This window comes from uncultured Tateyamaria sp. (assembly GCF_947503705.1).
Lineage (GTDB): Bacteria > Pseudomonadota > Alphaproteobacteria > Rhodobacterales > Rhodobacteraceae > Tateyamaria.
The window spans coordinates 919,995-934,911 of sequence record NZ_CANNES010000001.1 but is presented as its reverse complement, the minus strand read 5'-3'; the positions used below and the strand labels follow the sequence as shown (position 1 = coordinate 934,911).

The window sequence follows — 14,917 nt, the reverse complement described above, 5'->3', positions numbered from 1 at the left end:
CATTCAGTCCGGTGCTTCGTTCGCCAGATCCTGGGCGGTCCAGCTTGATAGGAAAATCCTTTTGCCGTCCGCTGTGTGGTGGCTTGTCTGCCCACCGGCTTTTTCCCGCGCGACCCGCGTCTTTATCATTTCTCCATCATCGGCATTTCCGTAGTAATAGCACTCTCGGGAAACGTTGAGCTGCGGTGCGCTGCCACGATTCTGCCGCCACTCCATCGCCTTGCCGATCCGAACGAAGTTCTTGAAGTAAAATAAATCTGCGGCGTTGAAGTCCATCGCACGGTTGATCTCGGTTGTTCCGTAAGTCTTGCCGAGATCAGGCATGGATTTTGCCTGGTGGTGGTTTTCCAGAATCTCGTCAATCCTCGAACCACCAAAGTCTTCTTCCAGCCAGATATCCCGCGTCACCGACAGTTTCTTGTTCGATCCAGCCCGATTTCGTTTCACAAAACTGGTCAATATTCGGACTTCAGCCCGGCATGTGTCGTTCACCAGAAAACGTGTCGTCGATAACGCATGAGGTTTGCGAACCGCCAGCATCTCGGAATTGACACGGCATTCATCATCCTCGCCAACCGGGTGCTCGAGGTCAAACCAGGTAGACAGATAGATTGCCGCCGCATACATGCGGTCGCCCTTTCTGTCGAACCAGTTTGACGCCTTGAGCCCCAGGCTATTGGCAAGCATCTTCCAGTGACAATCCATACTGTGCCCAAGGGCGAAATCCTCTGACAGAGTGTGAAAATCCAAATGCGGCAGGCCGACGGTAAAGTCGCCTGCCATGGTGAGAGAGTCAGACACTGATTTGTGCGCCTCCGGCATAGATTTCTTCCCAGAAAAGGCCACGTGCCACCATATCCTCTGGCGCGCCACGGATGACCCGGATCAGGCAGTCGGCGTAAAACTTGTGGAAGGCGGCATCAAATGCCTCACGTCTGTCAAACGTGGCTGCATCAGGTCCTTTCACAAGATCAATCTGAACTTTCCGCCCGTGCCATCGCGTCCCGATATAGTGACACGCAGAAGAAGTCTTCCAAGCGATTAACGCGGCACCAAGTCCTAGAGAAACCTCTTTCCCAAGAACATCGACGACCGCTTTGCCCTGACCGTTGCTGCCGTCGGGAAAGATTCTGATCATGGTCTGCCGTTTCTGGACCTTCTTGATGAATGAAACGAACTCCATATTGAAGTTTTTGGATGCCGTGCCGACGTGCATATGATCGGGCGATGTCAAATTGCTGCTCGTCATTTGGTTGACGTCTGCCCGTGGCAAGGATGTGTTGAAATGTCTGGGTTCCGCGAGCAGATACATACCAGTATGAGCTCCGAGCAGTGTGATTGTCTTACCTGCTGTGATGTCAGCCGCGATTTTGGTGTCGTCCGGCGGTATCACAAGGTCACTCATCTGTCGGTTAAGCTGTAAGATAGCCCTGTCGTCGTCGGAAAAATCCTTCGGTGTCACGGCATTCGAGTGCAGCATCATGGTATATCGCCGAAGGAACGTGAAAAAATCGGCGGCGGCATGTCCCCAGAGCAGTCGTTTTGTAAAAGCATCCCGATCTTCTTTTGCGCCTGGTCGCAAAGACAGAAGGGTATCGATCATGCGCGCGTCATACAAATCCGCGGCATTTTCGGGATTCAAAGCCTCCAGTGCTTCGTCAAGCGAGGCCGGAACCTTGTCCCAAAACAGCTTGTAATCATCAATTCTCAAACGAAGGCGATTGCGGAATTTGAGGGCAACCAACGCTCTTGCATCAATTTTCCCATCTTCAAAATCCTTCTGAAGACTCGCAGACGTGACACCCGCACGATCACCCTGCAAAAGCCTCTCTGCCTCGGACCGGACGTGGTCCAACGCGGGCAACGACAGCCCTGATGCGTCAACCAAAGCGGCCACTTCCGGATAACGGCCTGCCTGAAAGAGTTGGTGCGTCGCTGCCGTAACGACGAGCCCAATGACACCAGCCTTGGTCAGGGATTGTTGGTGCGCATCGCAAAGCGCTTGCTCAAGCGCTGTCATGTCGATTTCAGAGCCCTGACTTGCTGCGTCAAGCTTGGCCGATGAGAGTCCCAAGGCCCTGCCTAACTCACCCATTGGCCGCCCATCCCGGCTTGAGCATTCATCATCATTCGCTTATCCAAATTTAACCTCGCGATGAATATCATGTCACTGGAAACAACTCCATGCAGAACGCCTTAGAAAAGACCAACTTCCTGAAAACGCTGGCAAAATACGCCAGGGTTGAAAGCGTTCAATCAGAGGATGTTTTGTTCGGAAGCGGTCTGAACATGACGTCCATTGCCTTTGTAGAGTTCATCCTCGAACTTGAAGAGAATGACGACGTCGACATTGATACCGATCAATTGGATCACACCGTGCGAACGGCCGGTCAACTCTACACAAGAATTATCGAACTACTGGATTGAGTTTGCTCTTTGCGGCAATCAGACCCGGCCTTTGTTTCTCTCTACAATCATGCCGAACGCCTTGGAAACTGCTGCTATCTGTTGTTTCGAAAAGGTAAGAGCCTCGGCATCGTCCGCCGCTGGATACTTGGCAATTGCCTCCGCAAGAGTGGGCAGGTTGTAGTGCTGGCCTGATGGCAAAAGGTCGTTTGTTTGCGCGCAAACCTTTGTCATGCGGTCCAGAAATCCTGCCAAAACCGGTTCTGAAATGTGCATCGGGTCGGGCGACACATCGGGCACGAGATTGCACAGCATGGTCCCGATGAGAAGAACATCCTTTTGATCAAGATGCCCGGACAGCGTTGTTTGCATGAAAACCTCCGAGGCCGTGAGCGATCGATTGATACTATGATCGGGTGCGTCCTCAAGACGATCGCTCGGAATGCCCAACCACCCGGCCACCAGCGCATGCAGATTCTGTGCATTATTCGAGTAGTTAAAGACTGTATGCGTATAACCCTGGGCGTTCAGGTTCCCGAGCACTCTTTCGATCATGGCGGGCGCGTTATAGCTCGCGGCAAAGCTTTCCAAGGCACCAGAGAACCGGCCCGTTTTCTTGCGTTGTTTGAAAATCGACACCATATGATCCAGTGGGTCTCGGACAAACAATAATATATTGAAATCAAATTCATCCCGAAGCGCCTCCAACCCGTTTGGGCCGAACCGAGCATCAAATAGCTGCAGTAAATGCTCCCCTGAAAACAGAAGCTTTGACGCGTCAGGCGCTTCTGCGGCAGCCCTTTGAATCAAGTCTGCAATATCTGCAATCGAATCCACATTTCCCCAACTCACATGGCCTTTTTCAGCCATCAGAATACCCTTGGAAAACGCAGGATACTCAATTCCACTGGCGCCAAGCTCCTGCCGAGACAGGGCAAACATGGATTGAATATAGCTTGAGCCGGTCTTGGATTGCCCAATATGCAGATAGACTGTCTTTTTCATGCCGTTCCGGCTTCTCCATAATCAAACTCATTGCCGATTGCAGTCTACACACTTGGTTTGCGCGGCAAAAATGGTGATGCCAACGGCGCAGCGTGCGCCGTTCAAAGGTAAAAATACCTGGCCGCGCGGGCGCAAAAACATGAACCAGACAATTTGATGCCCGTAAGGATACGAGCCACTACAGTCGCGAGCATACCCTGAACCGCTCGAAACGAACAGCAAGTGTACCGACAGGCGGTGAACTTATGGCTCAAGTGTTTCCGCACAGGTGTAGCGAAGCTGGTGCTGCGTGTGCTGCTCGCATGCAATCACTATCGCCGCATTGGGCTCGAACCCGACATGTGCAATATCCCACGCTCCGCTCACCCCTCCCCCACCTTCAACCCCGTCGGCAAGCCGTCCATGCTGCTCAGGTTTTCAGCCTCCCAATAGGCTGCGATCCCTTCGGGGCCCTTGTTGTCGTGCCAGTTCTCAATGGCCGCCCGCTCACCCTGATAGTCGAACAAGGGCACGCCGTAGCCGCACGAGGTCTGCACCAGATCAAAGTCCAGGCGCATGATCTGGCGCGTGCCCAAGGGGGCCTCGCCATACTGCGTTGCGGTCAGTTCGGCGAATTCAGGCGTTTCCCACCCAATCGACCGACCACGTCCATAAAGGCGCATGATCTGGGGCGGGCCCTCGACCGCGCAGAACATGATCGTCATGCGACCATCCGCCAGCATATGGGCCGCCGTTTCGTTGCCGCTGCCGGTGCGGTCGAGATAGACAACCGTATTGTCGTCCAGAATGCGCAGGGCGCCGATCTCGCGGGGGGACACGTTGATCCGACTGCCCGGGGCGGCAGAGGCAGTGAAAAAGATGTGCTGGCGCAGGATAAAGGCGCGGTGGGCCGCGCTCAGGGCCTCGAATTGCTTGGCCATCAAAATACCCTTGTGTGTGATGAAAACCCGGGCGCAGCGTACGCGTCTGCGACCCGCATTCAAGGGCCAGGGCGATCTATTGGCACACCCACTTGCTCGCCAGCGCAATTTTCCGCATACCCCCCGCCATGGCAAAGCAACTCGACTATCACACGATCCGCGAGATTTTCACCCGGTTTCAGGCCGCTGACCCCGAACCCAAGGGTGAGTTGGAGCATGTGAATGTCTACACGCTGGTCGTGGCGGTTGCACTGTCGGCGCAAGCCACCGATGCGGGCGTGAACAAGGCGACACGGGCGCTTTTTCAAATCGCGGACACGCCGCAAAAAATGCTCGATCTCGGGATCGACGGGCTGACCGAACATATCAAGACGATCGGGCTGTTTCGACAAAAGGCCAAGAACGTCATGAAACTCTCCCAAATCCTTGTGGATGACTATGACGGCATAGTGCCCAATTCACGGGCTGCCCTGCAATCGCTGCCCGGCGTCGGGCGCAAGACGGCCAATGTGGTTCTGAACATGTGGTGGCACTACCCTGCGCAGGCCGTGGACACACATATCTTTCGGCTCGGGAACCGGACCGGGATCGCGCCGGGCAAAACCGTGGACGCGGTCGAACGCGCCATCGAAGACAATATACCGGCTGATTTTCAGCTGCACGCACACCACTGGATGATCCTGCACGGGCGCTATCACTGCAAGGCGCGCAAGCCGCAATGCCCCACCTGCATCATCCGCGATCTCTGCCCCTTTGAGGATAAAACCGAATGACAAAATACAAACTGTCGGGCATCGGCAATGCCGTTGTCGACGTGATCTCGCATGCCGACGATTCCTTTCTGGACCTGATGGGGATCGAAAAGGGGATCATGCAATTGATCGAACAAGAGCGGGGCGAGGTGCTTTATGCCGCCATGACCGATCGGTTGCAGACGCCGGGTGGGGCCGTGGCCAACACGATTGCGGGCGTGGGTGCGCTGGGTCTGCCGACCGCCTTTATTGGCCGGGTTCATGACGACGCCTTGGGCAAGTTCTATGCCAGTTCCATGCAGGACAGCGGCACCGATTTCGTGAACGACCCCGTGCCGGGCGGGGAATTGCCCACCTCGCGCTGCATGATCTTTGTCACACCCGATGGCGAGCGGTCGCTGAACACCTATCTGGGCATCTCCACCGAACTGGGCCCCGATGACGTGCCCGAAGCGGTGGCATCGGCCTCCGAAATGATCTTTCTCGAAGGCTATCTCTTTGACAAGGACAAGGGCAAGGAAGCGTTTCGGCAAGCCTCGCGGCTGACCCGCGCGGGCGGCGGCAAGGCCGGCATCGCCATTTCCGATCCGTTCTGCGTGGATCGGCACCGCGCCGATTTCCTCGACATGATCGAGAACGAGCTGGACTTTGTCATCGGCAACGAACACGAAATCAGATCGCTCTTTGAAACAGACGACCTTGAGGACGCCATGGCCAAAACGTCAGCCATGATCCCCCTGATGATCTGCACCCGCTCGGGCGACGGTGTGACCATCATCGCGGGCGAAGAGCGCCACGACATCCCTGTCGAAAAAGTCGTGCCCGTGGATGCCACCGGGGCAGGCGACCAGTTCGCTGCGGGCTTCATCTATGGCATGTTGACGGGCCGCGATCTGGAAACCTGCGGGCGTATGGGCAATCTTTGTGCCGCCGAAGTGATCAGCCATGTGGGCCCCCGGCCCCAGGTTGATATGCGCCAGCATTTCGCGGCCGCCGGGTTGGAGTGATCCCCTGTCGAATTTGAGTATTTTGGGAACAATGAAGCCATGCTGAGCGACGGATTTCATGACATCCCAAAGGGCAAGGTGGCAATGGTTGTTACCGACCTTGAAATGCGCGCACCCCAATTGCGGGGCGTGCCGATGCCAGACGGGGTCAGCTTTGCCCCACTGGCCCGCGACGTCACACTTTACCGCGACCTCTTTGCCCGGGTTGGCCGGGATTGGCTGTGGTACGGGCGCAGCCTGCTGGATGACAGGGCCCTGGGGGCGATCCTGCATGACGCGGACGTGCATCTGTTTACCCTGCTCAAGGACGGTCGCCCCGAGGCGCTGCTGGAGCTGGATTTCCGGCACGACGGGGCCTGCGAGCTGGCCTATTTCGGGCTGACATCTGCGCTGATCGGCACCGGCAGCGGGGCTTACCTGATGGACCGGGCGATTGAACTGGCCTTTGAGCGCGGGATCGACCGGTTTCACCTGCACACCTGCACCATCGACAGCCCCCAGGCTTTGGGCTTTTACCGGCGCGCAGGGTTCACACCCACGCGGCAAAGGATCGAAGTGGCGGACGATCCGCGTATTTCGCTGGGCTACGACCCGGCGCTGGCACCGCATGTGCCGCTTTTTCGCCCCTAGCGATCCCGTTGCAGTTGCGCATCCAGCGGGATGCAATCGCGCCCGGCCAGACAATCGCGGACTTGCGCGATTTGCGCCGCATTGGGCGGGCTAAAAAGGTCCCCACCACAGGCGTTGGTCTCAAGCACATAGCTCACCGAGGTCTTGCGCAAAAAGGCCAGCACCGGGCCCGGTTGCGGCGACGGGCACCAGGGGCCCGCGCAATTGACCTCCAACACCACATCGGTCGCAAAGGGCAGGTCAACGCCCCGCACCGTCAGCGCATCCCCCTCAAACCTGGCGGGCAGCAGGGTCGTGGCGGGCACGTCGCCCTGGCGCTGCCAGTCCACCTGCGGAAGCAGGTCAGGATCAAACTCTAGGGTGCCCAGCACCGGCACATAAGCCGCCTCGGCCTTGGCCGCATCCAGAAAGGCATCCGTCACGCCGTAGACCATGCAAGACAGGGCAAATCCCGGCACAGGCAGACACGCGAATACCAGCGCCCAAAACCGCATCACATCTGCCCCGCAAAGGCATCCAACACCCGTTTGTAAACGGTGCGCTTGAAGGGAACGATCGCATCCGGCAACTCGGCGGGGGGCATCCAGCGCCACGCGGCGAATTCAGGATCATCCGTGTCGATGTTGACCTGCGCATCGACGCCCTGAAAACGCATCAGAAACCATTTCTGCTCCTGCCCGCGATAGCGGCCCTTCCACAGCTTTGGGATCAGGTCATGGGGCAACTCATAGGGCAGCCAGCCTTCGGTTTCGGCCACAACTTCCACCAGATCAGGGGTGATCCCGGTCTCTTCCTCCAACTCGCGCAGGGCGGCGGCGCGGGCATCTTCACCCTTGTCAATCCCGCCCTGAGGCATCTGCCAGGCGTCTTTGTAGCGGTCATTGCGTTGCCCGACCCAGACGTGGCCCTCCGCGTTCACGACCATCACGCCCACATTGCGGCGATAGGGCAGTTTGGCAATCTCTTCAGGGGTCATGTCAGGCGCTTCTCCATCTCGGCGCGGTCCAGGGTCTGGCCGTTCCGCTCAACTGTTTCATGGGCGATAACATGAAATCCCTGCGCCAAAAAGGCGGGCTGCGCCATGAGCGAGGCATGGACCCAAAGGCGGCTCTGACCCATGGTCCGCGCCTCCGCCTCGACCACGGGATAAAGGGCCGAAAACACGCCCCGCCCCTGCCAGTCTGGCAGGACATAGGCCAGATCAACATAAGCGCCCGCGCGGGTGACAAAGCCGACGGGGGCACCCTGCGCTTCGGCCACATACACCACCTGCCCCGCCAGCTTTGCGGCCCAGGCATCCCCGGACGGCGGCGCGGGCAGCCAGGCAGTCCGCTGAGCTTGGGAATAGGCACTGGCCCCTTCATGAATGGCCCGCCACATCACATGGCCCAAAACATCAGGGGCGCATCTCATTTCCCCGACGATCAGATTTTCCGGCATATCGGCATCACCCCGCTCGGGCCCATGAACCAAGTATCTCGACTGCAGTGGTGAAACAGACCAAGGCACAGATCAAGGGCAGCAGCGCAGGACAAGGCGGTCGCGCGTCCACAAACCGCCAGTGGGTGCTTTCAAAAACCCGCACATCAATGGCGTTTTGATCGACGCAATCCCCAAACCCGATCATCGGTGGCGCACCTCGCAACGGTGCCCATTTCTGACAAACCTGGCTTGGGAGGCCGGCAAGACTCTTGAAATGAAAAGCAAATCCTTTCAACCTTAGCCTGTTTTGAAGCCACTTGAGAAAAATCGCTACAATGACCCTAGGCACTGCAATTATCCCACAAAAGATCAACCCGTCCGACTACCCACAATTCCCAGACACGACACCTACGCTCTACAAAAGCGTCGCGGCGAACTACGACGGGCTGCGCCTGCTTGTCCCGCACGGAGACCAACCAACCTTGACCTGGGCAAAGGCATATTCCTTTCCAACGCCCAGCAGCCCGTTTCAGTCCATCCCCTCTGACCTGCGGGCCGTCACCTACAGCTACTGGTCGTGCCTGATGGCCGAAGAAGCCAACATCACAAAGTTCAATTTCACGAATACCGTGACCCAAACGGTCACCGACGCGACAACTAAGACGATAAGCGGAACCCTTGGCGTCAAGGGCGAGGGCGTGGAAGCGAGCGTGACGGCAACCTACAGCGTGGCAAACACGGTCACATCGACAACCACCGAAACCATCGATCAGGGCTGGGCCTTCTCCGATGCTGCATCGCGCATCTTTGTTGTCTGGCAGCTGCGGATGCGTATGGGGATCGCAGCCTCGGACGAGAAAACCTTGTTCAGCTATGATGGCATCATCAAGGAAAACTCGCCCGGTTATGCCAACGAATGGCACGGCAATTCCCAAAGGGCGATCACCTTCAATGCCGCTGGCAACTGGATCGACCTGCCTGTCGGCCGCCCGTCCCCCATGGCCTATGACATTTCCGGCAATGCCCTGGGTGGCCCGACGGCCTGAACCACCGGTTGAGGGGTTCAAAACCTCGTTTTGCTGGATCCGTTTCTTGGCAATGAATTTGGGGCGGCGGTTTTACGTATCTTGCGATACCTGGAAGCCGCCCCAAGTCAGACCGCCGTTCTTGCCTCAAGTATCATTTCGTAAGGTGACAACGATTTTGGGGGTCACTGCCTGTTTGCAGGATGACGGTCACAACCTTGCATACAAGTCGTCCTTCCGTGGCGACAAGCGTGACACAGAACCAAGCTGCATTCGGCCCGCGCCAACATCCAAGCTATGATGCGAGCATTCATGCGCCGCGCGGCACGGGTAATTTTGGGCGCAAACCATCCCTTCTCGGCCCCTTTGACACGCGCGGACTTGCCCGGATCAAGGCATTTGGCCTGACGGGCCCGATGGGCGATTGAGCCATTGCAAACATGACTTCACCCCCACAGACGATCACCCCCGCACAGGCGCACATCTGTTGCCCCACCCGCGTTCCGCCGCCCGCTCCGTTAAGCGCATGGCAAGGAACATCGCCCTTCTCCATCCCACATCTCCGCCTCACCCCAACCCGCTGTGCCAAGCTCATTTTGCCCCACAAACCTGTCCCCGCGGGGACAGGCTGCCCCCACCATGACGCCGCGTCGCGCGTGACAACCCGCGCTGCATGCCAGACACAAATACGCGTGACATCGCGTGCCCAATAACCGACACCAAGGGCATTCACGCCGGGGAGGGCACCATGACCGATTATCCACATATGCTTGCGCCGCTTGATCTGGGCTTCACCACGCTCAAAAACCGGGTGCTCATGGGGTCCATGCACACCGGCCTCGAAGAGACCAAGGATTGGAACCGCGTCGCCGAGTTCTATGCCGAACGTGCGCGGGGCGAGGTTGGTCTGATGGTCACCGGCGGCATCGGCCCCAACCTCGAAGGCTCCGTGTTGCCCGGGGCGGCCATGATGGTCACCCAGGACGACATCGACAACCATTCCATCGTGACCCGGCGGGTGCACGACGCAGGCGGCAAGATCGCGATGCAGATCCTGCATGCTGGCCGCTATGCCTACGGGCCCAAATGCGTTGCCCCCTCGCCCGTCAAATCCCCCATCTCGCCCTTCCCCCCGGCCGAGCTGGACGAGGACGGTATCGAAAAACAGATCAGCGACATCGTCGCCACCGCCCAGCGCGCCCAAGAGGCGGGCTATGACGGGGTCGAGATCATGGGGAGCGAGGGGTATTTCCTCAATCAGTTCCTCGTTACTCACACAAACAAGCGGACCGACCGTTGGGGCGGGTCCTACGAAAATCGGATGCGCCTGCCCATCGAGGTGGTGCGCCGCACCCGCGAGGCCGTCGGCACCGATTTTATCATCATCTACCGCCTGTCGATGATTGACCTTGTGCCAAACGGCTCGACCCATGACGAGGTTGTGCAACTGGCCAAGGAAATCGAAAAGGCAGGCGCCACCATCATCAACACCGGCATCGGCTGGCACGAGGCGCGCATTCCAACCATTGCCACCTCGGTCCCCCGCGCCGCCTTTGCCTGGGTCACGAAAAAGCTGATGGGGCAAGTGAGCATCCCGGTCATTACCTCCAACCGGATCAACACGCCCGAGGTGGCCGAAGAAGTCCTCAGCACCGGCTGCGCCGACATGGTGTCGATGGCCCGGCCCATGCTCGCCGACGCGCATTTCGTGCGCAAAGCGATGGAGGGCAAAGCCAACCACATCGCGCCCTGCATCGCCTGCAACCAGGCCTGCCTGGATCACACCTTCTCAGGCAAGCTCAGCTCGTGCCTCGTGAACCCGCGTGCTTGTTCGGAAACCGAACTGGTGGTGGAACCTGCGAGCACCAAGAAATCCATCGCCGTCGTGGGTGCGGGCCCCGCGGGCCTGTCCGCCGCCATGACCGCCGCAGAGCGGGGGCACAGCGTCACCATCATCGACCGGTCGGACGAGATCGGCGGCCAGCTCAACATGGCCAAACAGGTGCCGGGCAAGGAAGAGTTCTGGGGCCTGGTCGATTGGTATCGGACCATGGTTGCTGACATGGGCATCGACGTGAGGCTCAACACCGAGGCGACGACCGAGATGTTGCAAGGCTTTGACGAGGTCATCATCGCCACCGGCGTGCTGCCACGCGATCCGGCCATTCCGGGCCAGGACGGGGCCAATGTCCATTCCTATATCGACGTGCTGAAAAAACGGGCCACGCCCGGCAAGCGGGTCGCAGTTGTGGGCGCGGGCGGCATCGGGTTCGACGTGTCGGAATACCTGGTCCACGAAGGCGAAAGCCCGACGGAAAACCTGCCGGATTGGATGGTGGAATGGGGGGTCTCTGACCCCGCCGAGCATCGCGGCGGCCTGTCGCCCGAAGGGCCCAAGCCAGAGGCTCCCGCTCGCGCCGTCACCCTGCTGCAACGCAAGGCGGAAAAGCACGGGCGTCGGCTGGGCAAGACCACCGGATGGATTCACCGCGCGGCCCTCAAGATGAAGAACGTCGAATTTGTCGGCGGCGTGAATTACGAGCGGATCGACGAAAAGGGCCTGCACGTGTCCTTTGGCGAGGCGCGCGAGAACCCCACGCTGATCGAGGCGGATGACATCATCCTCTGTGCGGGCCAAGTGCCGGACCGTTCACTGGCGGATGCACTAAGCGATGCAGGGATCGTGCACCACATCATCGGCGGGGCCGACGTGGCCTCTGAGCTGGACGCAAAGCGGGCGATTGATCAGGGCACGCGGTTGGCCGCCACGCTCTGAGGCCAGACGCATCCCCGTAAGGCGGATCTTGATCCGCCACTGCCAGCCATTGCGCCGAGCGCGCGGGGGGCATACCGTCCGGCCATGCCCATTTGCGTCTTTGATATTGCCCCCGACGGCACGGCACGGCCCCCGGCCGAAGACCGCCCCCTGGGTGAAGGGTATCGGTGGTGGCACTTTGATCTGAGCGATCCGGACCTGCCCGAATTCCTTGCCGCCGAAGTTCCCGACATCCCCGCCGCAGCCCTCACTGCCCCTGAAACCCGGCCTCGCGCGGACACCTATGGCGATGGGCTGATGCTGAACCTGCGGGGCGTGAACCTGAATGCGGACGGGCCTGCGGACCAGATGGTCGCAGTACGGATGTGGATCACTGCGCGTATGATCGTCACGGTACGGGTGCGGCGTGTCTTTGCGCTCAACACCATCCGACAAGAGGCCGAAGCGGGCCAGGCCCCCTCCAGCCCCATGGGCTTTGTCGGGGTGCTGAGCGCGGGGCTGATGGCGCGGGTGCAGGACACGGTGTTTGATCTGGGCGACCGGGTCGACGCGATGGAGGACAGTGTCGTGGATGACGCCAGCCCCTTGCCGCCCGAGCTGGCTGAAGAACGGCGCATGGCCATACGGTTGCGTCGGTATCTGGGGCCACAGCGCGATGCGCTGGCCGCCCTTTTGAGCACCGAGACCGATCTGATGACCAAAGGCCAGCGCGCGCGTCTGCGCGAGCAGACTAATCTGGCCAAACTGGCCGTGGAAGAACTGGAAGCCCTGATCGCCCGCATGACCGCCGTGCAGGATCACCACACCGCGCGTGCGGCCGAGGCGCAGGGACGCAATGGCTATGTCCTGTCCATCGTGGCGGCAGTATTCCTGCCGCTGGGATTTCTCACCGGGCTTTTTGGTGTCAACGTCGCGGGGATGCCGGGCATCGAAACGCCCTGGGCCTTTGCAGCGCTCTGCGGTGGGTTGGTTATCCTTACCGCAGTGGCCATCTGGATCCTGCGGCGGATGCGCTGGATCTAGGGGCCCGGCGGCGCGCGCAAGGCCCCTGACACGGTTTACTCGACCGTGATGGTGATCACCTCACTGGTCACCGGATCGATATGGGGCACGTGGTTCAGGTCGCCCATCACCAATTGCATCGTGTGCTGACCGGCAGGCAGGTCCAGGGTCACCTGAGTCTGGCCCCCACCAAAGTGGATGTGATTGTCATCAGCAGGCAGGCCATATTCCAACTCGCCCTCTTCGCCCTCACCCAGGGGCGGACGGTTCAGCAGCAGGTGGTGGTGGCCTGTGTTTTCCTTTTCGGTCCCGGCGGGGGCAACGCCCATGCCTTCGAGCCCAAAGATGATGGTGACCGGGGAGGACACTGTTGCGCCATCCTCAAGATTGACGAAATAGACAGCGGCCCCTTCGGGCGCGGGCGTGTCCTGAGCCAGGGCGGCACCGGCCATCATCACAACCGCGACAAGGGGCGTTACAAAAGATTTCATTTCCAGTTTCCTCCGATATGTGTTCGCTTACCTGACAGTAACACCCAAAGGGCCGCTCCTATTCGCACCACTTCTCAAAATTCTGTCAGCGAGGTCCGCGACGGCATGGCCGAGGTTTTTCCCCGGCTCTGGCGCTATGCCGTTTCGCTGACAGGCAGGCGGGATTGGGGCGATGATCTGGCCCAGACCACATGTCTGCGCGCGCTGGACAAAGCCGACCAGTTCGAAGCGGGCACCCATCTGGATCGCTGGATGTTCCGCATGGCGCAGCGCATCTGGCTGAACGAATTGCGGTCGCGAAAGGTCCGCACCGGCGGCGGGCTGGTCCCTGTCGAAGAAATCGACCTGCCGGATAAAAGTCCTGACGCGGAAGTGAATATATTTGCGCGTGACGTGTTGAATAAGGTGAATGCTTTGCCAGAGGCGCAGCGCCAGTCCGTGGTGCTCGTCTATGTCGAAGGGTACTCGTACAAGGAAGCCGCCGAGATCATGGAGATCCCGATCGGCACCGTCATGAGCCGTCTCGCCTCTGCGCGCAAACGGCTGAACACTCAGATGGCTGACACGCAAGGGCAAGGGCACAGCACATGACCGCACCGCGCGCCTTTACAGACGAAGAACTGACCGCCTTTCTGGATGGGGAAGCGGACGATGAACTGCATGCTGCGATTGATGCGGCCCTGGAAACGGATGCCGCGTTGCTGGCCCGGGCTGAGGCTCTGTTTTTGCCGCCCGAGGTGATGGGCGCGATGGCCCAAGGCTATGACGCGTTGCTGGACACTGCGCCTGCGATGGCGGCCTTGCCCGAACCTGTCGCGCCGCCGGCACGCCGTCGTCGGTCCTGGGCCGTGCTGCCCTTTGGTGTCGGTCTGGCCGCAGGTCTGGCTGTGGCCGCCTTTGTGGGCCTGAGCACGCCCGAACCTGCCCCCGCCCGCGGTTGGGTATCTTTTGTGGCCAGCTATCAGGCGCTTTATACCACCGCGACCTTGGCCGATGCCGCCCCGACGGCGGCAGAGACAACCGCGCAATTGGTCACCGTCTCGCAGGCTGTGGGCCTGGACCTGACCGGATTGCCGGAGGCGGCAGGCCTGACCTTCAAACGGGCGCAGGTGTTGGGTTTTAACGGCAAGCCGCTGGTGCAGATTGCCTTCCTGCGCGACGATGGCACACCCGTGGCGCTGTGCATCATCCCCGCGGGGCCGGATGCGAAGCCGGTGAATATGGGGGCTGCCGAAGGGCTGGGCCTGGCGCGCTGGAACACGCCGGGACACGGGTTTTTGTTGATCGGGGGGACGGATGCCGCCCCGCTTGAGGCCGAGGCCGAAACCTTTGCCGATTGGGCCGAGGACATTGCGACCTGAGGCATGCCCAACCGTTTCCATGCCTTCAACGATCCCTGCAATCACCCTGATATTATCCCACCCCTGCCCTGATCTTGCCGTGTTTGAGGTCGATACCTGATCCTCGAACCGCTAGATGAA

18 protein-coding genes are annotated in these 14,917 nt (G+C 59.6%); 10 read left to right on the top strand and 8 right to left on the bottom strand.

Going from position 1 to position 14,917, the window contains the following annotated elements; translation table 11 throughout:
• Positions 1 to 3 precede the first annotated feature (3 nt).
• Positions 4 to 801, bottom strand: coding sequence for an LnmK family bifunctional acyltransferase/decarboxylase (locus tag Q1A44_RS04635; RefSeq protein ID WP_299620369.1), 798 nt, complete (start codon positions 799 to 801; stop codon positions 4 to 6).
• A complete protein-coding gene (locus Q1A44_RS04630; protein WP_299620366.1) occupies positions 794 to 2,020 on the bottom strand; it encodes a hypothetical protein in 1,227 nt (408 codons plus the stop codon). Before Q1A44_RS04630 ends, Q1A44_RS04635 begins: the two co-directional genes overlap by 8 nt.
• Positions 2,021 to 2,184: 164 nt before the next feature.
• Between Q1A44_RS04630 and Q1A44_RS04625 the strand changes: the two genes are divergently transcribed.
• On the top strand, positions 2,185 to 2,427 hold the full coding sequence (locus tag Q1A44_RS04625; RefSeq protein ID WP_299620363.1) for an acyl carrier protein: 243 nt from the start codon (positions 2,185 to 2,187) through the stop codon (positions 2,425 to 2,427).
• Positions 2,428 to 2,445: 18 nt separating this feature from the next.
• Here Q1A44_RS04625 and Q1A44_RS04620 read toward each other — a convergent pair whose 3' ends face one another.
• Complete coding sequence (locus Q1A44_RS04620) at positions 2,446 to 3,411, bottom strand: hypothetical protein (protein ID WP_299620360.1); 966 nt, start codon at positions 3,409 to 3,411, stop codon at positions 2,446 to 2,448.
• A gap of 362 nt (positions 3,412 to 3,773) precedes the next feature.
• Positions 3,774 to 4,331: a pyridoxamine 5'-phosphate oxidase family protein gene (locus Q1A44_RS04615; protein WP_299620357.1), complete on the bottom strand. Its 558-nt coding sequence runs from the start codon at positions 4,329 to 4,331 to the stop codon at positions 3,774 to 3,776.
• A 128-nt stretch (positions 4,332 to 4,459) separates the two neighbouring features.
• Between Q1A44_RS04615 and nth the strand changes: the two genes are divergently transcribed.
• From nth to Q1A44_RS04600, 3 genes are read left to right on the top strand one after another with little or no spacing between them, the layout of a single operon-like run.
• Positions 4,460 to 5,104, top strand: a complete 645-nt coding sequence (gene nth, locus Q1A44_RS04610; protein WP_299620354.1) for an endonuclease III — start codon at positions 4,460 to 4,462, stop codon at positions 5,102 to 5,104.
• Positions 5,101 to 6,090 carry an adenosine kinase gene (locus tag Q1A44_RS04605; RefSeq protein ID WP_299620351.1) on the top strand — a complete coding sequence of 330 codons (990 nt, stop codon included), beginning with the start codon at positions 5,101 to 5,103 and terminating at the stop codon, positions 6,088 to 6,090. Before nth ends, Q1A44_RS04605 begins: the two co-directional genes overlap by 4 nt.
• A 39-nt stretch (positions 6,091 to 6,129) precedes the next feature.
• Positions 6,130 to 6,720 carry an N-acetyltransferase gene (locus Q1A44_RS04600; RefSeq protein WP_299620348.1) on the top strand — a complete coding sequence of 197 codons (591 nt, stop codon included), beginning with the start codon at positions 6,130 to 6,132 and terminating at the stop codon, positions 6,718 to 6,720.
• On the opposite strand, the gene Q1A44_RS04595 is transcribed toward Q1A44_RS04600, so the two are convergent.
• The 3 genes from Q1A44_RS04595 to Q1A44_RS04585 are packed head-to-tail and all read right to left on the bottom strand — an operon-like array spanning position 6,717 to position 8,133.
• Positions 6,717 to 7,214, bottom strand: coding sequence for a hypothetical protein (locus Q1A44_RS04595; RefSeq protein ID WP_299620345.1), 498 nt, complete (start codon positions 7,212 to 7,214; stop codon positions 6,717 to 6,719). The genes Q1A44_RS04600 and Q1A44_RS04595 overlap by 4 nt on opposite strands.
• Positions 7,214 to 7,696 (bottom strand): RNA pyrophosphohydrolase, encoded by a 483-nt coding sequence (locus Q1A44_RS04590; RefSeq protein WP_299620341.1) that lies wholly within the window; start codon positions 7,694 to 7,696, stop codon positions 7,214 to 7,216. Before Q1A44_RS04590 ends, Q1A44_RS04595 begins: the two co-directional genes overlap by 1 nt.
• Positions 7,693 to 8,133, bottom strand: a complete 441-nt coding sequence (locus tag Q1A44_RS04585; protein ID WP_299620338.1) for a GNAT family N-acetyltransferase — start codon at positions 8,131 to 8,133, stop codon at positions 7,693 to 7,695. Before Q1A44_RS04585 ends, Q1A44_RS04590 begins: the two co-directional genes overlap by 4 nt.
• A gap of 344 nt (positions 8,134 to 8,477) precedes the next feature.
• On the opposite strand from Q1A44_RS04585, the gene Q1A44_RS04580 reads away from it, so the two are divergent.
• The 4 genes from Q1A44_RS04580 to Q1A44_RS04565 all read left to right on the top strand — a co-directional run bounded on the left by Q1A44_RS04580 (position 8,478) and on the right by Q1A44_RS04565 (position 12,966).
• Positions 8,478 to 9,188 (top strand): hypothetical protein, encoded by a 711-nt coding sequence (locus Q1A44_RS04580; protein ID WP_299620335.1) that lies wholly within the window; start codon positions 8,478 to 8,480, stop codon positions 9,186 to 9,188.
• 230 nt (positions 9,189 to 9,418) lie between these two features.
• Entirely contained in the window at positions 9,419 to 9,595 is a 177-nt protein-coding gene (locus Q1A44_RS04575; RefSeq protein WP_299620332.1) for a hypothetical protein, read from the top strand.
• Positions 9,596 to 9,915: 320 nt separating this feature from the next.
• Positions 9,916 to 11,943 carry an NADPH-dependent 2,4-dienoyl-CoA reductase gene (locus Q1A44_RS04570; protein ID WP_299620329.1) on the top strand — a complete coding sequence of 676 codons (2,028 nt, stop codon included), beginning with the start codon at positions 9,916 to 9,918 and terminating at the stop codon, positions 11,941 to 11,943.
• An 84-nt stretch (positions 11,944 to 12,027) separates the two neighbouring features.
• Positions 12,028 to 12,966: a zinc transporter ZntB gene (locus Q1A44_RS04565; protein ID WP_299620326.1), complete on the top strand. Its 939-nt coding sequence runs from the start codon at positions 12,028 to 12,030 to the stop codon at positions 12,964 to 12,966.
• Positions 12,967 to 13,001: 35 nt separating this feature from the next.
• Here Q1A44_RS04565 and Q1A44_RS04560 read toward each other — a convergent pair whose 3' ends face one another.
• A complete protein-coding gene (locus tag Q1A44_RS04560) occupies positions 13,002 to 13,400 on the bottom strand; it encodes a DUF4399 domain-containing protein (RefSeq protein WP_299621376.1) in 399 nt (132 codons plus the stop codon).
• A gap of 141 nt (positions 13,401 to 13,541) precedes the next feature.
• Here Q1A44_RS04560 and Q1A44_RS04555 point away from each other — a divergent pair, with 141 nt between their 5' ends.
• Together Q1A44_RS04555 and Q1A44_RS04550 are read left to right on the top strand one after the other, a co-directional pair.
• Entirely contained in the window at positions 13,542 to 14,027 is a 486-nt protein-coding gene (locus Q1A44_RS04555; protein WP_299620323.1) for an RNA polymerase sigma factor, read from the top strand.
• A complete protein-coding gene (locus Q1A44_RS04550) occupies positions 14,024 to 14,797 on the top strand; it encodes a hypothetical protein (RefSeq protein ID WP_299620320.1) in 774 nt (257 codons plus the stop codon). Before Q1A44_RS04555 ends, Q1A44_RS04550 begins: the two co-directional genes overlap by 4 nt.
• The last annotated feature ends 120 nt before the right edge of the window (positions 14,798 to 14,917 follow it).